The organism is Glaciihabitans sp. GrIS 2.15 (assembly GCF_035984695.1).
Classification (GTDB): Bacteria; Actinomycetota; Actinomycetes; order Actinomycetales; family Microbacteriaceae; genus Lacisediminihabitans.
The window spans coordinates 14,392-35,672 of the sequence record NZ_JAXCHU010000001.1; the positions used below are offsets into that span (position 1 = coordinate 14,392).

Genomic DNA, 21,281 nt, shown 5'->3' on the forward strand with positions numbered 1-21,281 from the left:
CGACTGCTACAGTCCCAGCAGCCCGAGGGCCGTCTCACGCATCTCGACCTTGCGGATCTTGCCCGTCACGGTCATCGGGAACTCGTCGACGATATGCACGTAGCGCGGAATTTTGTAGTGGGCCAGTCTTCCCGTGCTGAAAGTCTTGACCTTCGCGGCGTCGAGAGAGGTCGTATCGGGCCTCATGCGCACCCAGGCCATGAGCTCTTCCCCGTACTTCTGGTCGGGTACGCCGATCACCTGTACGTCGAGGACGTCGGGATGGGTCAACAGGAATTCCTCGATCTCCCGCGGATAGATGTTCTCTCCGCCGCGAACCACGAGGTCTGTGATGCGGCCGGTGATGCTCACATTGCCCGCGGCATCCATCATCGCGAGGTCGCCGGTGTGCATCCATCCCTCATCGTCGATGGCCTCGGCCGTCTTGGCGGGCTGGTCCCAGTATCCGAGCATGACCGAATAACCACGAGTGCAGAACTCACCGATCTCGCCGCGCGGCCGAACCTCGCCGGTCTCGGGGTCGATCATCTTAATCTCCAGGTGCTCATGCACGCTCCCGACAGTCGAGACCCGCACCTCAAACGAGTCATCGAGTCGCGTCTGCATCGAGACCGGAGATGTTTCCGTCATGCCATAACAGATACAAATCTCGCCAGCGCCCATCCGCTCGATCACCTGCTTCATCGTCTCGGCGGGACAGGGTGACCCAGCCATGATTCCGGTACGCAGGCTCGAGAGGTCCGACTGGTCGAAGCTCGGGTCGTTGAGCATCGCGATGAACATGGTGGGCACGCCGTAGAGGGACGTGCAGCGCTCCTCGGCGACCGCAGCGAGGGTTAGCCGCGGATCGAAAGCGGGCGCGGGGATGACCATGGCCGCACCGTGGCTGGTCGCCGCGAGGTTGCCCATCACCATTCCGAAGCAATGGTAGAAGGGCACGGGAATGCAGATCCGGTCGTTCTCCGAGTATCGGATCAGTTCGCCGACAAAAAACCCATTATTGAGGATGTTGCGGTGCGACAGCGTCGCGCCCTTCGGGAATCCGGTCGTTCCTGAGGTGTACTAGATGTTGATCGGATCGTCGGCTTCGAGTCTGGCACCGATGGCGTCCAGCTGTGAGCGGTCGCCGTGCCGCCCCGCCCTCATCAGGTCGTTCCATAACTCCGATCCGATCAGCACCACATCCTTGAGCGCCAGGCAGTCGTGCCGGATCGCATCGATCATGTCGGCATAATTCGAGCCCTTGAACTCGGAAACAGCCACGAGGGTGCGGAGGCCAGACTGCTTGGCCACGAAGGCTAGTTCGTAGGTGCGATAGGCCGGGTTGATGTTCACGAGCAGCGCCCCGAGCTTCGCGGTCGCGTATTGCACCAAGACCCACTCGGCGCAGTTCGGCGCCCAAATGCCGACCCGGTCGCCCGTCGTCACACCGAGCGCAAGCAGGCCGAGGGCCACGGCATCCACTTCCTCGTCGAGCTCGGTATAGGTCCACCGCCGGCCGCTCGACCGTTCGACGAGGGCTTCCCGTTCCCCGAACCGGGCAACCGTCGACGAGAAGTTTGCGCCGATGGTCTGGGTGAGCAGCGGCTGGGTCGCTGCGCCCCGGTCATAGCTGTCTTGTGGTCCGAAAGGTCCTGGCTGCATTGGGTTCTCCACACTGAGAAGGGATGCTCGACACGAGTTGCATCGCATCTCACGACGCACTGGGATTTTCAGTTATTGCTTGCTAACCTTACTTCACAGTTAGCCGCGCATAACTGAAAATTCCGAGTGATATCGCGGATGACATAGCCACGAGAGGGTACCGATGACCGATTACCTGACGACGGGTAGCCTCCCCGACGATTACCGACAACTGGTCGAGAGCGTCGCGGACTTCGCGAGATCCGTGGTCGCGCCCGTCTCCGCGCAGCACGACACCGATCACAGCTTCCCCTACGAAGTTGTCGCGGGGATGGCTGAGATGGGCCTCTTCGGGCTGCCGTTCCCCGAAGAATTCGGCGGGATGGGAGGCGACTACTTCGCCCTCTGCCTCGCCCTCGAGGAACTTGCCAAGGTCGACCAGAGCGTGGCGATCACGCTAGAGGCCGGCGTCTCGCTCGGTGCTATGCCCATCTATCGGTTCGGCAACGACGCGCAGAAGCAGGAATGGCTCCCATCGCTTACGAGCGGAGAGGCTCTCGCTGCCTTCGGTCTCACCGAGCCCGGCGCGGGAACCGATGCGGGCGGAACACGAACTCGCGCGGAGCAGGAGGGTGGTGAATGGGTGATCAATGGCAGCAAGCAGTTCATCACCAACTCGGGCACCGCCATCACGACGCTCGTGACGGTGACCGCGGTCACGGGCGTCGGGGCGGAGGGCAAGAAAGAGATCTCGACGTTCCTCGTGCCGACATCGACCGCGGGGCTCACTGTCGAGCCGGCGTACAACAAGGTGGGCTGGAATGCATCGGACACGCATCCGCTCAGTTTTGTCGACGTGAGAGTTCCGGAAGCGAACCTTCTCGGCGAGCGCGGTCGCGGCTACGCGAACTTCCTGCGCATCCTCGACGAGGGACGGATCGCCATTGCCGCTCTCAGCGTCGGCGCAGCGCAGGGCTGCGTTGATGAGAGCGTGAAATACGCGCAGCAACGAGAGGCCTTCGGGCGCCCCATCGGCGCCAACCAGGGCATCGCCTTCAAAATTGCCAGGATGGAGGCGCGGGCACACGTCGCGAGAACGGCCTACTACGACGCGGCCGCTCTCATGCTCGCGGGCAAGCCGTTTAAAAAGCATGCGTCGATCGCCAAAATGGTCGCCTCGGAAGCCGCGATGGACAACGCGAGGGACGCCACCCAGATCCACGGCGGCTACGGCTTCATGAACGAAACCGTTGTCGCCCGGCACTATCGAGACAGCAAGATTCTCGAGATTGGAGAGGGCACTACCGAGGTGCAACTCATGCTCATTGCGCGGGAACTCGGCTTCTAGGCTTACCGCCTAACAAGGGTGTTTCGCCGGCCGAGAGGAGAACAGAGGATGCCGATCTCGACGTGGTCGCGTGGGTGGTTATCCGCGCGCCACATCAAAACCGACAGTCCATGTCATTAGCTGTTAAGCCGCAAACAACGTCGCGCCCTACGTGCGGCTCAAGTCGATCCACCGAGCGACCTCCTGAGAGGCTTACTCCTCCAGCTGGGCGTCCAGAGTGATCTCCACCCCGGTGAGAGCCTTGCTCACCGGGCAGCCGGTCTTGGCGTCGGCCGCGGCGGCAAGGAAGGTGGCGCTGTCAATGCCGGTCACCTCGCCACGCACAGTGAGGTGGATACCGGTGAGGCGGAATCCGCCGGCCGGATCGGCACCGAGGCTCACGTCGGCTTTCACGTCGAGTGATTCGACAGTGCCTCCGGCCGCACCCAGCACGGCAGAGAGTTGCATTGCGTAGCACGCCGAGTGTGCGGCGGCGAGTAGCTCTTCCGGGCTGGTGAACCCGTTGGCGTCCTCGGCGGCGCGCTTGGGGAAGGACACGTCGTAGGTTCCGATCTTGGAGCTGGTCATCTCGACCTGGCCTTCGCCGGTTTCGAGGCTGCCGTTCCAAGCGGTGCGTGCGGTGCGAGTTGGCATTGATTTTCTCTTTTCTTCTCACGGGCGGGAGATCCGCCCGAGTGGACTTGGGTACTCTTGGACTCAGGAGCTACTGGGAGGCACGGGCGTTGGCTGCGATCGCGGTGACCTGACCGGTGAGGCGCTGGAGCTCCCCGAGGGGGAGCCCGGTTGACTCGCAGACCAGTTCGGGCACGCCCACCGACAGCAGGCGAAGGCCGTCGCCGTGGGCTGTGAGCGATACCTGCACACTCCGCTCGTCTTCACTGCGCCGGCTCCGCTTGACCAACCCGGCCTTCTCCATGCGACGCAGCAGGGGGGAGAGCGTTCCCGAGTCCAGTTGGAGCCGATCGCCCAGCTCACTCACCGTGATCGCATCGGTCTCCCACAGCACCATGAGCACGAGGTACTGCGGGTAGGTGACCCCAAGGGGGGCGAGCAGTTCGCGATAGCGCGCGGTGATGGCTCGCGAGGCGCTATAGAACGCGAAGCAGATCTGGTCTTGGAGCTTCGGCACGGCATCTGTGCTCGGGGTCATGCCATCACCCTAGCGCATTGAACACAATTCAATTGTGTACAACCTATTTAAAAAAAGGATGGAACCCGCGCCGAATTGAGCCAAGGGTAGGATTTGGCCCACGACGCGCGGCAAATCCGTTGCGTGCAGCGACCACAACGTCGAAGAGGATGCCGTGCCTGCACCGCCTGAGGATCGCCCTTCGATCACTCGCGAAGATGTCGCTCTACACGCCAAAGTGAGCACTGCGGTGGTGAGCTATGTCGTCAACTCGGGGCCGCGCAACGTGGCGCCCGCGACCCGTGCGCGGGTGCTCGAGTCGATCAACAGCCTGGGCTACCGTCCGAATGCGGCCGCCCGAGCACTCAAACTCGGCGTCAGCGAACTCATCGGGCTTGTGCTCTCTGATAACACCAACCCCTTCTTCGCGGAGTTCTCCCGCGCCATTGAGAAGGCGGCAGCGGACACCGGGCTCTCGGTCATCTTCACGAATTCTGCCCTCGTCCCGAGCAAGGAGCACGAGCAGGTGCAGAAGCTGGTCTCGCGCCAGGTCGATGGACTCCTGCTCGCCAGCACAGACGATGAACCCAACCTCAGCAGCGCGACAGCGGCCAAAGTGCGGGTCGTCATGCTCGATCGATCAGAGCCGTTGCCCGGGTTCTCCAGTGTGGGAGTGGACTTTCGAGTGGCGTCCCGAGTGGCAGTCGAGCACCTCATCGGCCACGGTCATCGTCGAATCGGACTGGTCTCCGGTGCGCCCGGCGGGCTTACCACCACCGCACGGGAGCAGGGGTGGGAGGATGCGTTGGTCGCGGCGGGCCTGCCCCTCGGGCCCGTCGTGCGAGGCGAATGGGGGCGCAACGGCGGCTACCAATCGGGGATTCGGATGCTCGCGGATCCGCAGCGTCCGACGGCGATTTATTCGATCTCCGACCTGCAATCAATCGGGCTGCTCCGCGCCCTGCACGAGGCTCACATCGACGTTCCGGGAGCGATGGCGGTGGTCTCCTTCGACGGGTCCTCGGAGTCGGAATTCAGCTGGCCACCGCTCACGGTGATGCGCCAGCCGGTCGAGGCGATGGCGCGAGCAGCAGTTGCCGCACTCGGTCGAGGTGCCGACGCGAAACCCGAGCATCGGTCGTTCACCTCCGAGCTGATAGTGCGGCAATCCTGCGGCTGCCTACCCCTCTAATCGCTCGCGCACAGTGCCGGGAGAAATATTCTGCGCCGAAAATCTACTGCAGTAGACCCAGCGCTCGCACGGGCGTATATTTGAGGCACCGACCGGCGCTCCCGACGTGTGATTCGTAGATGGTCATAGCGAGAAGCTCGATTTGAGGGCCAGTCTGTACCTGTCCTGCTTTACACAGCACTGCACATTACAAAGGAGTAATCGCGATGACATCAGATAAGTTGAGCGCCTTCGGAAACATCGGAAGCAGCCAGCTCGGCCGGCGGGCCGTTCTCACCGGAGCGGTAAGCGTGGCGACCATCAGCATGCTCGCCGCCTGCAGCCCGGGAGGCAGTACACCGACAGCGACCGGCTCGAAGACCACGACCCTGGGGTCGGGCTCCTCGGATGACGTGCCCAAGCGCGCATACGCGGCAGTGGTCGCGGCTTTCCAAGCAGCATCCGGTGACACAGTCACGACCAACACCGTCGCTCACAACGACTTTCAGAACAACATCAACACCTACCTGCAGGGCAGCCCGGATGACTCGTTCACCTGGTTCGCCGGTTACCGGATGCGCTACTACGCCGGTAAGGGGCTCGCGGCGCCGATCGATGACGTGTGGAGCAAGATCGGAGGTAACTTCAGCGCGGGACTCACCAAAGCCTCGACCGCGGACGACGGCAAGAAGTACTTCGTGCCGAACTACAACTACCCCTGGGGCTTCTTCTACCGCAAGAGCGTGTGGGCGTCCAAGGGCTATACGGTTCCCACCAAGTTCGATGACCTCATCACGCTCTCCAAGAAGATGCAGGCGGATGGCCTCGTGCCGATCGCTTTCGCGGACAAGGACGGCTGGCCCGCCATGGGCACGTTCGACTACATCAACATGCGCACCAACGGCTACAAGTTTCACATGGACCTCACCGCGCATAAAGAATCGTGGAACCAGAAAAAGGTCAAAGACGTCTTCGACAACTGGAAGCAGATGCTGCCCTACCAGTCGCCGAACGCACTCGGCCTCACCTGGCAAGAGGGTGCCCAACTGCTCGGTGAAGGCAAGGCCGGCATGTACCTGCTCGGTTCCTTTGTGACCCAGCAGTTCACGGATGCCGCCGTGCTCGCCGATATCGACTTCTTCCCGTTCCCGGAGATCGCGGAGGAGGGTATGACCGCCGTCGAGGCCCCTATCGACGGACTCATGCTCTCGAAGAAAGGCGGCAGCAATCCGGCTGCAAAGGCGTTCCTCGAATTCATGGGAACCCCGGCCGGCCAGCAGGCTTACTTCTCGGTCGATAAGTCGAACCTCATGACGGCCAAGGGTGCAGACACCTCCGGCTACAGCGACTTCAATAAGAAGCTCGCGGATGTGATCAGCAAGGCGAAATCGGTCAGCCAGTTCTTCGACCGGGATGCGCTGCCGGCCATGGCCAACAACGTCATGATTCCTGCGCTTCAGGGCTTCCTGAAGGATGGAACGATCGACACCGCCAACCTCGAGGCGCAGGCAAAAGCGCTCTACGCCGCCCAGTAGCAGAAAGCATCATGGCCGACACGACCCTCGGCGCACCGGCATCGGCCAGGGGAGTCCTTTCTCCTGGCCGGCCCCGCCGCCGCCGCTATAGCCTGCTGTCCCGTCGCGACAAGATCGTCCTCGGGGCCATGGTCTTCGTGCCGACCCTGATCCAGCTCGTACTGATTTGGATCCCGACGGTGATCTCGGTATTCCTGTCGTTCGTGCGCTGGAACGGGCTCGCCTTTTCGGACATTCGCCCGGCGGGCCTTGCGAATTACGCCTATGTCTTCAATGACTATCCGCCGTTCTGGCCTGCTCTCCAGCACAACGTGCTCTGGCTGGTTTTCCTGGCGGTGATCGCCACACCCCTTGGACTGCTCCTGGCAATCCTGCTCGACCAGAACATCCGAGGAACCCGCATCTATCAGAGCATTTTCTTCGGCCCGGTGATGCTGTCCCTCGTGCTGATCGGAGTGATCTGGCAGCTGTTCTACTCCCAGAACAATGGCTTGCTCAACTTCCTTCTCGGCACCTCCGGCACAGCCAGGGCGGTGGACTGGTTCGGCGATCCAAAGGTCAACATCTGGGCGGCCCTCATCGCGGCAACCTGGAGGCATGCCGGGTACGTCATGATTCTCTATCTGGCCGGTCTGAAAGGAGTGGATCCGTCCCTTCGAGAGGCTGCGTCGCTTGATGGGGCAAATGCCGTCCAGACCTTCTTTCGGGTGGTCTTCCCGGTGATGCGACCGATAAACATTGTGATCGTGGTGATCACGATCATCGAATCGCTGCGGGCCTTCGACATCGTCTACATCATCAACCGTGGAACGAACGGCCTGGAACTGATCAGCGCCCTGGTGATCCAGAATCTGGTGGGGGAGGGGCAGGTCATCGGGGTCGGCTCGGCTCTGGCCGCAATCCTGCTGGTCGTCTCGCTTGTGCCCATCATCATCTACCTCAGTCGCACCTTCAAGAAGGAGGTCTGAATGTCCACGGTCAGTGCTCGACAGTCGACAGCGAACACGAAATCAGGCAAACCGACCAAGGTCGGATCGATGCAACGCCCTCGGTACGGCATCCATCTCTTTCTGATCGTCATGGCAATCCTGTGGCTGATCCCGCTGGGTTGGGCGGTCTTTACTGCCCTTCGGCCGAAGGCCGACACCGACAAGTTCGGCTACTTCAGCTTCGGCGGTTCCTTCAACTTCCAGAATTTCATCACGGCGTGGAATCAGGGCGGCTTCGCGACGCTCTTCACTAATTCGGCGATCATCGTGGTTCCCAGCGTGATCCTGACGCTACTGTTCGCGTCGATGATGGCCTTCGCGGTGAGCCGCTTCAGCTGGAAGTTCAACATCACCCTGTTGATCATGTTCACGGCAGGAAACCTCTTGCCGCCCCAGGTGCTCGCTGCCCCGCTGTTCGAGATGTTTAAGCATTTCGAACTGCCATACAGCGTCAGTGATTCCGGAAATCTTCTGAATACCTACTTCGCTGTCATCGCGGTCGATACGGCATTCCAGGTCGGTTTTTGCACCTTTGTGCTGTCGAACTACATGAAAGCCCTTCCGCAGGACATGACCGAGGCTGCCTTCGTAGACGGCGCGGGTGTGTGGCGCCAGTACTGGTCGATCATCATGCCGTTGACCCGCCCGGCCCTGGCAGCACTCGGAACTCTGGAGATCATCTGGATCTACAACGACTTCTTCTGGCCACTCCTGTTCATCCAGAGCGGAAGCAAATTGCCGGTTACCACCGGGCTCAACAATCTTCAGGGGCAGTTCCTGTCCAACTACAACCTGCTCGCAGCCGGGGCCATCATCACGGTGATTCCCACGCTGATCATCTATCTGGCGCTTCAGCGCCAGTTCGTCGCCGGGCTCACCCTCGGGGCAAGTAAAGGATAAAAATGCTTTCCATCTCGTCACGGCTCAGCGCTGACGGCACTGCCGCGTTCGGCTTTGGAGGCGACTACAACCCCGAACAGTGGCACCCATCGGTCTGGCAGGAAGACGTGGCACTGATGAAGGTCGCGGGGGTCAACCTCGTGAGTGTTGGCATCTTCAGCTGGGCACTGCTCGAGCCCTCCGAAGGCCGCTATGAGTTCGGTTGGCTTGACGACGTGCTCGACCTGCTGCAGGAGTCTGGTATCCGGGTAGACCTCGCCAATGCGAGCGCATCCCCGCCGCCGTGGTTCTCCCACCGATACCCGCAGTCGCTGCCGGTCACCGCGAACGGGGTGCGACTAGGCTACGGATCTCGCCAGGCGTTCTGTGCCTCGAGCCCGGAATACCGGCGGGCGGCCGCGGCGCTGACCACAGAGATTGCGAAACGCTATGCGTCGCATCCGGCAGTGGTCATGTGGCACGTACACAACGAGTACGGCTGCCACAACCAACCCTGCTACTGCGAGGTCTCGGGGGCAGCATTCCAGCGCTGGCTTGAACGCAAATACGACGACATCGACGCGCTCAATGAAGCGTGGGGCACCGCTTTCTGGTCGCAGCATTATTACCGGTTTGACGAGATCACTCCGCCGCGGCAATCCGGCACTTTCGTCAACCCGACCCAGGTGCTCGACTTTGCACGGTTCTCGTCCGATGAGTTGCTCGACTGCTACCGGGCTGAGGCCGATATTCTTCGCGCTCATTCCCCCCTTCCGGTGACCACCAACTTCATGGGCTTCTCCATGGGGCTCGACAAGCCGATCGACTATTGGGCGTGGGCGGACCACATGGATCTGGTCTCAAACGATCACTACCTTGTCGCGGAGGATCCGCGCAACTTCCAGGAGCTCGCGATGGGTGCCGACTTCGTGCGGGGGCTTGCCTCCGGGGGGCCGTGGGTGCTGATGGAGCACTCCACATCGGCCGTCAACTGGCAGCCGCGCAACATCGCCAAGCGGCCGGGCGAACTGCGACGCAACTCGTTGCAGCACATCGCTCGCGGTGCCGATGCAGCCCTGTTTTTCCAGTGGCGTGCCGCGAAAGCCGGGTCGGAGAAGTTCCACTCTGCGCTACTTCCTCATGCCGGCACCGATTCCCGGGTCTGGCGTGAAGTGGTCGAGCTGGGCGCCGACCTCGTTGCGATCGCCGAGATCGTCGGCTCCCGCGTGTGCGGAGCGGCCGTCGCGATCATCCACGACACGGATGCGCGCTGGGCGAGCGAGCTGGATTCGCATCCCACGATCGACGCGAGCCTGCTGAACGAGACTCGACTCTGGCACGATGCCCTCTACCGTCTCGGGGTGACGACGGACTTCCGCCGATCTACTGATGACCTCTCGAGCTACGGCCTCGTGGTCGTGCCAATGCAGTACCTGATGACGGATGCCGGCGCCGACTCCCTGAGATCGTTCGCAGGCAATGGCGGCACCGTCGTCATCACCTACCAGTCGGGAATTGTCGATGAAGATGATCACATCCGTCTCGGTGGATACCCGGGAGCCTTTCTCTCGCTAACCGGTACTCGCATCGAGGAGTTCTACCCGCTGCACGAGGGTGAAGAGGTGGAGCTCACCCGGTACGGCTCGGGTCGCGTGTTCAGCGAACTCGGCCGCCCTCTCACCTCCGAGGTACTTGCCGAATTTGCGGGTGGACCGACTGCCGGCTCGCCCGCGATCACTCGCAATCGCGTCGGCATGGGAACGGTCTATTACGTTGGCACCTCGCTCACCCCGGCCGGCGCGCGCGAGCTCGTGACCGAAATCCTCACCGCATCAAGCATTCCTGTTCCGCAGAAGAGCGGCGACGACGTGGAGATCACTCGCCGATCCGATGGAACCCGCACCTGGTTGTTCGCCATCAACCATGGAAGTGCCGACGCGGTCGTGACAGTGGACGGGGTGGACCTTCTCACCGGCGCGGCGACGGAAGGAACTCTGACCGTCGCTTCCGGTGGAGTCGCCGTGGTGCGCGAAACAGTCGCGTGAGGGACATCGTCAACCTGCGAGGCGGGGGATCTGCCTTCGTGCTCGACCTCTCCGGGCCGACTCCGGTGATCGTGCACTGGGGTGCAGATCTCGGCGAGTCAATTCCGGACGGGGTTCCCGCGAGCCCGGTGGCGCACTCTGCGCTGGACCGCCCGCCCGTGCAGGAACTGGTGCCGCAGGCTTCCAGTGGGTGGCGCGGCCGCCCCGCTCTCGAAGGCCATCGCGCCCGGGGACGGGCTTTTTCGCCGGCCCTGGTCACTACGGGGTCGCGTGATCTCGGCGTAGAAGGTGTCGAGATCACAATGACGGATGCCGCCGCCGGCCTTGTCCTTTCGCTCGAGATTCAGCTCTCGCCGGAGGGCATGCTGCGGCTACGCAGCACCCTGCGCAACGACGGCGATGACGACTTCACCCTGCAGTCGCTCAGCACCGCCCTTCCTACCGGACTCGGAGCGTCGGAGATCCTCGACCTCACGGGCCGCTGGTGTCGGGAGCAGCATCCCCAACGCCAATCTTTGCGCCAGGGTACCTGGCTGCGTGAATACCGTCACGGTCGCACCGGCCACGACTCGTCGCTCTTCACGGCGGTCGGCACCACGGGATTCAGCAATCGCTCGGGCTCAGTCTGGGCGACTCACTTCGGCTTCAGCGGTAACCGCGTCACTTCCGTGGAGAAAACACCGACCGGTCCTGCCCTGATCGGTAATGCCGAACTCCTCGGAGCGGGCGAAATCGTTCTCACTGCGGGGGAATCCTATGAGACACCCTTGACCTATGCCTCCTACTCGGCGCGCGGACTCGATGGGGTAACGGACACCTTCCACCGCTGGCTCCGGTCTCGGTCAACGCATCCCGCCACCGCGCGTCCGGTGGTACTCAACACCTGGGAGGCGGTGTACTTCGACCACAAACTGGACAGCCTCGTTGAGCTTGCGGACCGGGCCGAACTTATCGGTGTCGAACGCTTCGTGCTCGACGACGGGTGGTTTCGACATCGCCGTACTGACCGCGCCGGACTGGGGGACTGGTATGTGGATGAGGACGTCTGGCCGGGGGGCCTCGCCTCGCTGATCGATGCGGTGCGAGCCCGCGGTATGCAATTCGGACTCTGGGTCGAACCCGAGATGGTGAACGAGGACTCGGATGTGATTCGCGCACACCCCGACTGGATCAGCGGTGCCGGGTTCGGGCGCACGCCGGTCGGCTGGCGACACCAGCAGGTACTCGATCTGGTGAATCCAGCGGCCTTCGCCTACATCCTCGAGCGACTGGATGCTCTACTCAGCAACAACGCGATCTCCTACCTGAAATGGGATCAGAATCGCGACCTCACCGAGATGGGACACACTGGTGCTCCGTCGGCCCACGAACAGACTCTCGCCGCCTATCGACTGATCGACGAATTGAGACAAGCGCACCCCGAAGTCGAAATAGAGAGCTGCTCCTCCGGCGGTGCGCGCGTGGATCTCGGCATCCTCGAGCGCACCGAGCGGGTCTGGGCGTCCGACTGCAACGATTCCCTCGAACGGCAGACGATCCAGCGCTGGACCGAGGCGATCCTTCCGCCGGAGCTGGTCGGAACCCACGTGGGTCCGACCACCTCACACACGACCTCCCGCACGCATTCGCTGTCCTTCCGCGCGATCAACGCGATCTTTGGCCACTTTGGCATCGAGTGGGATGTGCGCACCCTCGGTGACTCCGAGCTTCTGGAGCTGAGCGAGGCCGTCGCCCTCTACAAGAAGCATCGCGCGCTGATCCACTCCGGAGTCGCTGTTCACGGCGACCTGGTGGATCCGGCCTACCTGCTCGGCGGATCGGTCGCCCAAGACGGCAGCGAGGCGCTCTACTCCTTTGTTTGCGTCGCGACCTCGTTCGACGAAATTCCGGGCCGGGTCGGATTTCCGGGACTTGATCCCGATGTCCGTTATGACGTGACTGTGATTTTTCCCACCGCCACCTCGCCCTACAACCAGCGTTCCAACGTGGGCTGGATTCCGGACGGCATCACGGCCAGCGGACGGTTCCTAGCGGAGGTCGGGCTTCCGATGCCGATCCTCAATCCCGAGCAGGGGGTGCTCATCCACCTCGTTTCCTCGCTGGAGGCGTCAGGGCTGTAGCGGCGGTGCCGGAAGCGCGCGGTCGGGTGCCGTTCGAGTTACCAACCTCGAGCAGGCCAGGATTATTGCTCGCATCAATGAGCATGAGCACGGCGGAGGTCAGACCGAGATCCGGCCAAGGGTCCCGGAATGCCGTGCCGGTGAATTCACAATCTGGATGAGACTGTCGCATGAAGTTGCGACCAAGTGATCGTCAAAGTGCCACTTTCAACTTCGCGAATTTCGTCTCAAGATGGGTGGCATTCGTCCACGCCGGTCCCTCGGCACCATCCGCTGGGGCAAACGCCCCGAGTCGCTGGGTCGCTGGGTCGCTGCAATCCTCGACGCCGATGACCGATAGCGACAGATCTGGGGCTAATCCACACAGCGATCGAGCACACCGATTCTGTGTGACTTGAGAATCTTGAACGGGCGGAATCAATCAGTATTACGAGCGGATGTGCCCCAAAATTCGATAGCGCCGACCGTTAGACGATCAACCGGCCGGTCACCCAGCGATCAAGAAGCCCGATCACAGGACTGCATCGAGTTGCAATTGGGCATCCTGGGCATGGTGCTGATGCGGGTGTAGCCGGGTGCCTTAGTACGACAGCCTGTCCCATAAACGTCGATTCGGCCCCCTCGAAACAGAGACAACTGCGAGACGACTTTCCGAGATAAAAAGCGCCCAGCGACATCGGCGATCATGCTCCGGAGTATCGTGCGTGATTTAACAGGCTCTACATTTTCGAGACGGCCTGTGAGGGTGCAGCTTTTCAATGGTCTGCGCCGCTTCAAAATCGCTGCGAATTAGGTGGTTTTTCCACCGACCGGGTACCCACGATTGTGGGAAGGCGCGCCTAGGCTAGCGTCATGCATCGTCGAGCATTTCTCTCCGCCGTGGCGGGCGGTGCGGCGCTCGCGCTCGCTGGCTGCGCGAGGATGCCACCATGGGATTTCCCGACGGCGAGTCCCCGCGTGGGCAAGCGACCGACATCCACGCCTCAGTCCGTTCCCAGTTTTACACCACCCGTTCCTTCCCCCGAGCCCACTCCACTTCAGGGACCGCCGCAGCTGGCCAAAGTGTCGCTGCCCGCAGGCGCGATCACCGAACTCCCCGGTAATGCCGCGCTTCTCGCCTGGACCGTCGATGACGGTATCGATGCCGATGTGGTGTTGAAGTACATCGAATTCGCCGCGGCAACGGGCACAAGGCTCACCTTCTTCCTCAACGGCGCCGACCCCGGCTGGACAACGCACGCCGCGCTTCTGCGGCCGCTCGTCGCATCGGGCCAGGTGCAGCTCGGCAATCACACCTGGGATCATCCGAACCTCACCAAGCTCAGCGACGGCCGGGTGGTGGCGGAGCTCCAGCGCAATCATGACTTCATCAGCACCACCTACGGCGTCGATGCGCGCCCCTTCTTTCGCCCGCCCTATGGCTTTCGCAACGCACGGGTGGATCGCCTCGCCGCCAGCATCGGCTACTCGACTCCGGTGCTCTGGTACGGGACTCTGTCCGATTCGGGGCTCATCACCCCGGAGCAGGTCGTGTCTTTCGCCGACCAATGGTTTCTCCCCGGGCATATCGTCATCGGGCACGCCAATTTCCCGCCGGTGACAACAGTCTTCTCGCAACTCAGTGCGATGATTCACACGCGCGGTTTACAGACTGTCACGCTGAACGACGTTTTCCTCAAACCCTGAAGCCTACGGATCCGGCCCCGAGACGGCAACGGGGGATAGCTGCGAACCGCGTCACGACCGGGCCGCCTCGTGAGGTCAAGCAGCTCGAGCCTGGTGGGCTCGGTGCCGGGGCGCGCTCCGCCTGATGTGGCGTTCACAGCAGTATGGATGCGTTCGGGCACCGCACGAACGCATGCCTGCCTCTGACGACTCCCCGACGTCTCCGTAGCGCAGGCCCGTCGTCGCTCCCCACACACTGCCGCACTCCGGCGTCTCTCGTAACACCGTGAGGCAGATTGTGATCGCCCGGAAGACGACTCATCCGCGGCAGCTGGCTACGACTTCGTCTTACCGTGTCGCTGGCAGCGGCGATATCGGGGTTTGCTGATTCAGGCGAGGATGCGGGTGTCCCTCAATGACATTTGCCACAGTTCCCGCTCAATTTTCATTGCAAGGTCGCGTAACAGTGGTTCTTCTTGGCCACCAACCACGCGAGGCTGGGTATCGAATACGCACAGAACCCCTATTCGTTGCCCGTCCGGCGACTCAATCGGGTAGCCGGCGTAGAACCTCAGGTGTGGGTTGCCGGTGACCAACGGGTTGTCGCGGAACCGGGTATCGTCTCTCGCGTCGCCGACGATCAGCCCACTGTGGGTGTGGATGGTCGTGTCGCAGAACTCGGTTCTGCGTGCGCTTTCCCGAACGCCTGGGCCGATGTGTGATTTGCTCCACCGCCGGTCGTGGTCGATCAGGTTGAATGAAGCGCTTTGAGTGCCGAATATGCGTTGTGTTTGCGCAACGATCCGGTCAAAACGCAGGTCGGGTCCGGTGTCAACGATCCCCAACTGATCGACTGAGGCTTGGCGGCGTTCTTCCGAAAAGATGGGTTCACTTCGGGGGGCACCAGCAATAAATTCCGCTTCGAGGTGCGCGATGACAGGCGGGGTGAGAGTCGCAGCGAAGCCCTCAAATGTGCGCGCCGTGTGGAGGCGGTCGGTAGGCTTTTCGCGCTGCACCGGGAATGGCACAAAACTCGCATTCTCGAACCCGTCAATGATCTCCTGAGACCTCAGATTGAACCGTGAAAACGCGTCCGCGACAGCGTGACCGTGCGGGCATCGGAATGCGGGCACGATTGTCGGATCGGGGCTTTCGATAAAAAAAACGTGCGCCGAGGCCGATACCCTTGAGGTCAGGATTTGGAGAAGCACTTCCAATTGAGCCGCCCACTTGCCCGGAAGAGTCCCCGCAAGGGCGTCTGCTGAACCAAGATCGACCATCACCGCGTCGTAGCGGTCTAATTCCAGCATCCGGGCTTCGGCAACGGCCTCTTCGATCGTCAACGACGAATGGGCCGCAATAACAACGTCGACTCCCCGACCCGTTTTGCGGGCGATTGATCGGGCCAGGTACCCGGGGAACGCGACCTCATGGCTAAGGACTCCCCGCCCAACGAAAATGTCACTCCCGAAAAGCAGAATACGATCCGGATCAAGACCGCTCGCATGCACTCGAGGAATGTCCGTCGGTGTCTCTACCGCCGCTAAAGATGCCCGCATCCGGAGCGACCACAGACGAAAACGGCTCTTCGCAAACAACGACTCGAATTGTGCCACGTCAGAAACCCCCGTTCTACCGCCTGCAGTTAAACTGTAATTTCGCAGTCGCCTCGTCGCCAACCCCCAAAGCGGGGCGCTCGGATTTCCATTTCGACTTCGGCACTTTCCTCGAAGTGCAATGCCAGAACTGGCCCTGGATTCGATGAGCATCGACAGGGCTAAGAATTCCGCCGATATTGACACCGGGAAGAAGTTGTCAGTGACGAGCGGGCCGACCAACGGTCGAGCGAGATCTGGGCCGCTGATCAAGAAAACAAGGACGGTTCACCATGACTTGCGCTGGAGAATCCTACGGGCTTAGGAAGCGGGCCGGCGCACTTCGACGCCTGCCTCACTGAGGTGGTCGCGGAGGTTGTCGACGCCCGTAAATGAGTGGGTTCGCATCGAGAGGATGTCGGCGCCAGCAAGTTTCGACGCAGGTCATCAGTGAAGAACACCTGCACCGCTGCCACGCCGAGGGCATGACGCACATGCTCGAAGGCGCGAACATCCGACTTTACGAAACCAATGTCGGCCGAGGTGAAGATTGCGTCGAACCGGTCGGCAATGCCCAGCGCGGCGATCTCCGCAGCCGGTGCACTTCAGGCCATCGTGCTGACCCGGCTCACCCAATCAGCTCGAGTGATTCGACCGGCGGTGACTTCCTCGATCAGCGGTTTCGCGAAGGCGATGCCTTCGAGCGTCCCGGCAGCCAGCCCATGCTTCAGTTCACTAGCGCGGACCTACCTCGGGTCAAAGTGTCGAATTACTCCGTCGCATCCCAGGAGTTGCGCCGCGTGACTACCGGCATAAATCTGCGCTAGCCTAACCCCGCGACCCGGGGAAATTTGATGAGCAAGACTGGGGAAATTCGATGAGCGCCGTCAACGGCAGGCCTCGCTCTCGATCCGGACCGAGAAAGGGCGGTCTTCCCGTCACCAATCCAGCCGGTTACGCGCACCGACACGGACACCAGCATTCGAAACGTCGGCGGCGGTCGCTACTCTGCCAGCATGGCTATGGATCCGAACGTCCTCGACTGGCTGCTCGACTCTGACCCGGCCCTGCGCTGGCAGGTGCAACGTGATCTCGAGGGTGCCACACCCGAGGCGTGGAAGTCGACCCGTGCCAGGGTCGCGACAGAGGGTTTTGGTGCTCGGCTGCTGTCGGCGCAGGACACAGATGGCCAGTGGGCCGGCGGTGCCTATTTCCCGGCGGGTTTCTTCGACAGTCCCGAAGCAAATAATCCCGGGCAGCCCTGGATTGCCACCACCCGGTCGCTCAAGGACCTGCGTGAATGGGGTCTCGATGCCTCGAAAATTGCTGGGACCGCGGAGAAGCTCGCAGCGAACAGCCGCTGGGATTACGACGACTTGCCGTATTGGGGCGGAGAGGTCGACGTGTGCATCAACTCCTTCACACTGGCCAACGGTGCCTGGCTGGGCGCGGACGTCACGCAACTCGCGTTATGGTTTCCGGCCCATCGCCTCGGTGACGGCGGCTGGAACTGCGAGGCGGAAGAAGGAAACTCGACCTGCTCGTCTTTTCACTCAACACTCAACGCGATCCGCGGCATACTCGCCTACGAAAAGATAACGGGAGATACGAACCTGCAAGATGCCCGTCGCCGCGGTGAGGAGTACTTGCTCGACCGGCAACTTCTCTATCGTGCGACGACAGGCGAGCCAGTCGGAGAGTTCGTGACACAGTTCGTGTATCCAAACCGATACCGTTACAGCGCCTTGGCTGCACTGGACCACTTCCGGGATGCCGCCCTGCTCGACGGGACCGCGCCCGATCCGCGGCTCGCCGAAGCGGTCGATGTCGTCCGCGCCGCCCGCAGATCGGACGGCAAATGGGTGCAGGCAGCCCCCCTCACGGGTCGCACGTGGTTCGACGTTGACGCGCAAGAGGGTGAGCCCTCCCGTTGGCTTACCATGATCGGAAGTCGAGTGCTTGATTGGTGGGATGAGGGCTACTGACCCAAGTTCGGCAGCCCGCCATCAGCAGTCCGACCAGCACGGGATCCTCAATGCCCGAATCGGGAATGGCACGCCTGAGATTTTCGGCCCTCAGGAGGCAGTTGCCTCACTCAGCGACGGGGGTTGGTGAAGGGCAAGTAGGTTGATTTCACCGGTGATCAAGCTGAATTCGTGCACCCGGTCATGGCGTCTCAGGGGACCGCCGTTGGCAGGTCAGCACGTCAACAAAAACGTCGGCGCTCCCTCGCACCGGCCAGGGTCCCGGGGGCCCGATAGTGGTTCGTCGTGATGAGGTTCTCCTGTCCGACATCACATCGCTGCAGGGCCCTCCCATAACGAGCTGATATGACTGTCTGGAGGCCTGGTTTTCATAGTTGACGAAAGCTGATTCTGAGAATAGACATTAGGTAGTTGAACCGACGTGTCTCGCCTTCCTCTCGAGCGGCCCGCCTGAACAAGAGCGCGGCGAATCATCCCGGATGGTTGTTGGGAGAGCGTCGACACAATTTTTCCAAGTACGAAAGACGGAACGCACATGGCTATCAGCCTCACCGATCTTGAACTCTCGACCCTCGACAGCCTCATCACCCCGGTCGACCCCAAAGACGACTGGATCGTCACTGACGGCGGCTCAGCTATCCGTTGCGATGTAGAGGGTATGAATAAGGAGCTTGCAGACGCTCCTAGCGAGCATCGACCAGCACAGACCTTGAAGGTCCTTCGGGCCCACCGAGCGGACGCAATCGCCGCGCGATCGAAATGACCCGAACTTTGCCTAGAATCATCAATCCATCAACTGCTGCCTGGTACCAAAATTGGCACACGATCTCGCTGCGAGTTCGTCCGTCAAGTCGCCTCGGTAGCAAACTATTCGCTGGCCGATTGCATCGGGGGGGAGCCGCAAGATGAATGGTACTGCAAGCTCTGTCTTCGGCATCATTGGACTCGTCGTTTTTTCTGTCTGGTTCTTGTTGACCATCGCATTTCAGAAAAATAATCCGCTCAGCCGGTTCACTACAAGGTTTGACCGCTTCTCTTTGATACCAAGATGGTCATTTTTCACGCCAGATCCTGGTGCAAGTAACTACCACTTTGTCTATCGCAGTCGCGACGATGAGTCGAGCGTCAGTCCCTGGTTGGAGATGAATTTATCCCCGAGAGGAATTCTCTTTCCCCTTTGGAACCCTCGAAAACGCTACCGAGAGGGCATGATCGAATTGTTTCAGCTGCTGGCGCTTTCCAGTATCAACCACTCTGCAGAGCGGCTTCAGTTCACCGCGCCATACATAATCTTGCTCGACGTTGCGCGCAAGCGACTCGGAGGTTCATTGTCGTCGCAGGCGTTCTACCAGTTTGCTTTGGTTGAAACACGCGGTCCAAGCGGAGCTTCTGCGCCACGCGTTCGTTTCTATTCGCTGACTCACCCGGTGTCGTAAGCCATGTTGACAATCGAAAGCGCCGCACGAATTACCGCCGTCATCGTGGGCATAGGCATCCTTCAAGGTTCTTTGCAATTGCTTGTGAGTTTAAGAGAATTCAACGCGAGCGGGCTGTTTGACTGGAACAGCAGACAGATCCTCGCCAGGTCACACGGTGCGTCACGTGGATGGATGGTCGGGCACAGCGGCTCAGTATGGCTACGTATTGTCGTGATTGCTCGAGTCGTCTGCTCCGTAGCGCTTATAGCTCCGTTTCAGAGCAATCTGCTCTACGCAAGTTACGCAGTCATCATTTTGCTGTCGAGCCTCTTCCTGGCCTATCAAATTCGCTACGGCAAAGATGGCTCTAACCAAATATCGTTCATCATCCTTGCGGGCTTGGCATTCACTTTCCTGCTCCCCACGTCGAGTCCATTCCAAGCCGTAGGTTTGTATTTCATCGCAGCGCAGGCTCTGTTTTCCTATTTTGCTGCAGGAATATCGAAGATATCCAACGCACAGTGGCGTGAAGGATCAGCCCTGCAAAGCATTCTCAACACCGCTACTTACGGACACTCCACAGCCGCGGCCTTACTTCGTAGACGACCTTGGGTCGGAGGCTTCGTCGGGTGGACAGTTATCGTCGTGGAGATCATTTTTCCTGTAGCCCTTGTAGCTCCGCCAGGCGTGCTGGTAGCTCTGCTTTTTGCCGGGGCCATGCTCCATCTCGGAACGGCCGTGCTGATTGGCCTCGATACTTTCTTTTGGGCCTTCACTGCGACATTCCCGGCGATTATCTTCGCGCACGGGGTTCTCGTCGGTAGGTAGAACAGCTGAGAAGAGTCCAGATCTCTCACCGCTTTTTCCGGTGGAGAGATGCCGTTATGCCCACCACGCACCCACTTGTGGTACCCGATCGCGCCGTGGGGATACCGCTCGATCGTGTGATTGGTACTTCTGTCGGTTTGCTTGAGATAGGGACCGACCCAGGGCAGAAGTGGACCTTTTTTCAGTCACACCGCACCAAAACCAACCCGAGGGGTTAATAATCAAACGACGATACGGGGTCAAAATTCATCCGACGTCGCCGTAGCACCTTGCTCAGGCCACGAAGATGCAGAACGGGTGCCCTGCCAAGTCAGCGAACACGTACAAGGGCTCGTCGGGATCGTCATTCCGATCGAGCAGAATCACTGCACCAAGAACTACCGCGCGCTGCCGTTGCCGCTCAAGCTCAGCGCGGCTCGGAACAGTGAAATCGAGGTGCAACTGCTGCGGCACTCCCGACGACTCTGGCCAGGTGGCCCGCGGCAGGTCATCGACCTGCTGGAAGGCGAGCTTGCGCAGTCCATTCGCGTCTGTCAAGACGAGCCAGTCCGCATCATCGGGCGTACCGTCGGTAGGCGGCTCGTCGCCGCTGCGGTAGCGTACACCGAGCAATTGCCGGTAGAACTCCGCGAGTTCACGTGCGTTGGTGCAGTCAAGAACTGTATTCAGCAATTGGGGGTACTCGCCCATGAGGGCCTCCTCTGCGCGTTAGGCAAACCGCCAGCTCCACTCTAGAGCGGACCGGAAAGCGCGCGACAAACCCGTCAGAGCTGGGGGCACACGATCCAAACACCGACCGGCCGACGATGAGTCACCGGGGAACCCTGTCTGGTCACCGAATCCTTTACCGTTCCGCAAAGTTGCAGAGTCGAGAGACGTGGTACTTCCAACCCCCACGATGAGTTGCGGACACAGCGTGGCTGCTTGGGATTCTGTCGCACCCGAATTCCC

At 61.1% G+C, this 21,281-nt stretch carries 17 protein-coding genes and 1 pseudogene; 13 read left to right on the top strand and 5 right to left on the bottom strand.

Annotated elements, in window-relative coordinates; genetic code table 11:
* Positions 1-6 precede the first annotated feature (6 nt).
* Positions 7-1,644, bottom strand: a pseudogene (locus RCH11_RS00070) (AMP-binding protein).
* 163 nt (positions 1,645-1,807) lie between these two features.
* On the opposite strand from RCH11_RS00070, the gene RCH11_RS00075 reads away from it, so the two are divergent.
* Positions 1,808-2,971: an acyl-CoA dehydrogenase family protein gene (locus RCH11_RS00075; protein WP_327054951.1), complete on the top strand. Its 1,164-nt coding sequence runs from the start codon at positions 1,808-1,810 to the stop codon at positions 2,969-2,971.
* 192 nt (positions 2,972-3,163) lie between these two features.
* On the opposite strand, the gene RCH11_RS00080 is transcribed toward RCH11_RS00075, so the two are convergent.
* Positions 3,164-3,604 carry an OsmC family peroxiredoxin gene (locus RCH11_RS00080; RefSeq protein WP_327054952.1) on the bottom strand — a complete coding sequence of 147 codons (441 nt, stop codon included), beginning with the start codon at positions 3,602-3,604 and terminating at the stop codon, positions 3,164-3,166.
* A 70-nt stretch (positions 3,605-3,674) separates the two neighbouring features.
* A complete protein-coding gene (locus tag RCH11_RS00085; RefSeq protein ID WP_327054953.1) occupies positions 3,675-4,121 on the bottom strand; it encodes a MarR family winged helix-turn-helix transcriptional regulator in 447 nt (148 codons plus the stop codon).
* A 154-nt stretch (positions 4,122-4,275) separates the two neighbouring features.
* On the opposite strand from RCH11_RS00085, the gene RCH11_RS00090 reads away from it, so the two are divergent.
* From RCH11_RS00090 to RCH11_RS00120, 7 genes are all read left to right on the top strand, one after another.
* Positions 4,276-5,292: a LacI family DNA-binding transcriptional regulator gene (locus RCH11_RS00090; RefSeq protein WP_327054954.1), complete on the top strand. Its 1,017-nt coding sequence runs from the start codon at positions 4,276-4,278 to the stop codon at positions 5,290-5,292.
* A gap of 206 nt (positions 5,293-5,498) precedes the next feature.
* The gene (locus tag RCH11_RS00095; protein ID WP_327054955.1) at positions 5,499-6,806 is read left to right on the top strand and encodes an ABC transporter substrate-binding protein; all 1,308 of its coding nucleotides are present in this window, start codon (positions 5,499-5,501) and stop codon (positions 6,804-6,806) included.
* An 11-nt stretch (positions 6,807-6,817) separates the two neighbouring features.
* On the top strand, positions 6,818-7,774 hold the full coding sequence (locus RCH11_RS00100) for a carbohydrate ABC transporter permease (protein WP_327054956.1): 957 nt from the start codon (positions 6,818-6,820) through the stop codon (positions 7,772-7,774).
* A complete protein-coding gene (locus RCH11_RS00105) occupies positions 7,775-8,695 on the top strand; it encodes a carbohydrate ABC transporter permease (protein WP_327054957.1) in 921 nt (306 codons plus the stop codon). It begins immediately after the preceding gene.
* Positions 8,696-8,697: 2 nt separating this feature from the next.
* A complete protein-coding gene (locus RCH11_RS00110) occupies positions 8,698-10,719 on the top strand; it encodes a beta-galactosidase (protein WP_327054958.1) in 2,022 nt (673 codons plus the stop codon).
* Positions 10,716-12,839, top strand: a complete 2,124-nt coding sequence (locus tag RCH11_RS00115) for an alpha-galactosidase (protein WP_327054959.1) — start codon at positions 10,716-10,718, stop codon at positions 12,837-12,839. Before RCH11_RS00110 ends, RCH11_RS00115 begins: the two co-directional genes overlap by 4 nt.
* An 852-nt stretch (positions 12,840-13,691) precedes the next feature.
* Complete coding sequence (locus RCH11_RS00120) at positions 13,692-14,525, top strand: polysaccharide deacetylase family protein (protein ID WP_327054960.1); 834 nt, start codon at positions 13,692-13,694, stop codon at positions 14,523-14,525.
* A gap of 368 nt (positions 14,526-14,893) precedes the next feature.
* On the opposite strand, the gene RCH11_RS00125 is transcribed toward RCH11_RS00120, so the two are convergent.
* Complete coding sequence (locus RCH11_RS00125) at positions 14,894-16,273, bottom strand: GAF domain-containing protein (protein WP_327055378.1); 1,380 nt, start codon at positions 16,271-16,273, stop codon at positions 14,894-14,896.
* 320 nt (positions 16,274-16,593) lie between these two features.
* On the opposite strand from RCH11_RS00125, the gene RCH11_RS00130 reads away from it, so the two are divergent.
* The 5 genes from RCH11_RS00130 to RCH11_RS00150 all read left to right on the top strand — a co-directional run bounded on the left by RCH11_RS00130 (position 16,594) and on the right by RCH11_RS00150 (position 20,330).
* Entirely contained in the window at positions 16,594-16,926 is a 333-nt protein-coding gene (locus tag RCH11_RS00130) for a hypothetical protein (RefSeq protein WP_327054961.1), read from the top strand.
* A 189-nt stretch (positions 16,927-17,115) separates the two neighbouring features.
* The gene (locus tag RCH11_RS00135; protein WP_327054962.1) at positions 17,116-18,084 is read left to right on the top strand and encodes a squalene cyclase; all 969 of its coding nucleotides are present in this window, start codon (positions 17,116-17,118) and stop codon (positions 18,082-18,084) included.
* 535 nt (positions 18,085-18,619) lie between these two features.
* Positions 18,620-18,847: a hypothetical protein gene (locus RCH11_RS00140; RefSeq protein ID WP_327054963.1), complete on the top strand. Its 228-nt coding sequence runs from the start codon at positions 18,620-18,622 to the stop codon at positions 18,845-18,847.
* Positions 18,848-18,989: 142 nt separating this feature from the next.
* Positions 18,990-19,520, top strand: coding sequence for a hypothetical protein (locus tag RCH11_RS00145; protein WP_327054964.1), 531 nt, complete (start codon positions 18,990-18,992; stop codon positions 19,518-19,520).
* Between the two features lie 3 nt (positions 19,521-19,523).
* Complete coding sequence (locus RCH11_RS00150) at positions 19,524-20,330, top strand: hypothetical protein (protein WP_327054965.1); 807 nt, start codon at positions 19,524-19,526, stop codon at positions 20,328-20,330.
* Positions 20,331-20,603: 273 nt separating this feature from the next.
* On the opposite strand, the gene RCH11_RS00155 is transcribed toward RCH11_RS00150, so the two are convergent.
* The gene (locus RCH11_RS00155) at positions 20,604-21,020 is read right to left on the bottom strand and encodes a VOC family protein (protein WP_327054966.1); all 417 of its coding nucleotides are present in this window, start codon (positions 21,018-21,020) and stop codon (positions 20,604-20,606) included.
* Positions 21,021-21,281: the final 261 nt, after the last annotated feature.

Excerpts from the sequence above, each read along its gene's own strand:
- RCH11_RS00075 (WP_327054951.1), top strand. The coding sequence starts at position 1,808 with ATGACCGATTACCTGACGACGGGTAGCCTCCCCGACGATTACCGACAA.
- RCH11_RS00080 (WP_327054952.1), bottom strand. The coding sequence starts at position 3,604 with ATGCCAACTCGCACCGCACGCACCGCTTGGAACGGCAGCCTCGAAACC.
- RCH11_RS00085 (WP_327054953.1), bottom strand. The coding sequence starts at position 4,121 with ATGACCCCGAGCACAGATGCCGTGCCGAAGCTCCAAGACCAGATCTGC.
- RCH11_RS00095 (WP_327054955.1), top strand. The coding sequence starts at position 5,499 with ATGACATCAGATAAGTTGAGCGCCTTCGGAAACATCGGAAGCAGCCAG.
- RCH11_RS00100 (WP_327054956.1), top strand. The coding sequence starts at position 6,818 with ATGGCCGACACGACCCTCGGCGCACCGGCATCGGCCAGGGGAGTCCTT.
- RCH11_RS00105 (WP_327054957.1), top strand. The coding sequence starts at position 7,775 with ATGTCCACGGTCAGTGCTCGACAGTCGACAGCGAACACGAAATCAGGC.
- RCH11_RS00110 (WP_327054958.1), top strand. The coding sequence starts at position 8,698 with ATGCTTTCCATCTCGTCACGGCTCAGCGCTGACGGCACTGCCGCGTTC.
- RCH11_RS00120 (WP_327054960.1), top strand. The coding sequence starts at position 13,692 with ATGCATCGTCGAGCATTTCTCTCCGCCGTGGCGGGCGGTGCGGCGCTC.
- RCH11_RS00125 (WP_327055378.1), bottom strand. The coding sequence starts at position 16,273 with ATGCTCATCGAATCCAGGGCCAGTTCTGGCATTGCACTTCGAGGAAAG.
- RCH11_RS00130 (WP_327054961.1), top strand. The coding sequence starts at position 16,594 with ATGCTCGAAGGCGCGAACATCCGACTTTACGAAACCAATGTCGGCCGA.
- RCH11_RS00135 (WP_327054962.1), top strand. The coding sequence starts at position 17,116 with ATGGCTATGGATCCGAACGTCCTCGACTGGCTGCTCGACTCTGACCCG.
- RCH11_RS00140 (WP_327054963.1), top strand. The coding sequence starts at position 18,620 with ATGGCTATCAGCCTCACCGATCTTGAACTCTCGACCCTCGACAGCCTC.
- RCH11_RS00145 (WP_327054964.1), top strand. The coding sequence starts at position 18,990 with ATGAATGGTACTGCAAGCTCTGTCTTCGGCATCATTGGACTCGTCGTT.
- RCH11_RS00150 (WP_327054965.1), top strand. The coding sequence starts at position 19,524 with ATGTTGACAATCGAAAGCGCCGCACGAATTACCGCCGTCATCGTGGGC.
- RCH11_RS00155 (WP_327054966.1), bottom strand. The coding sequence starts at position 21,020 with ATGGGCGAGTACCCCCAATTGCTGAATACAGTTCTTGACTGCACCAAC.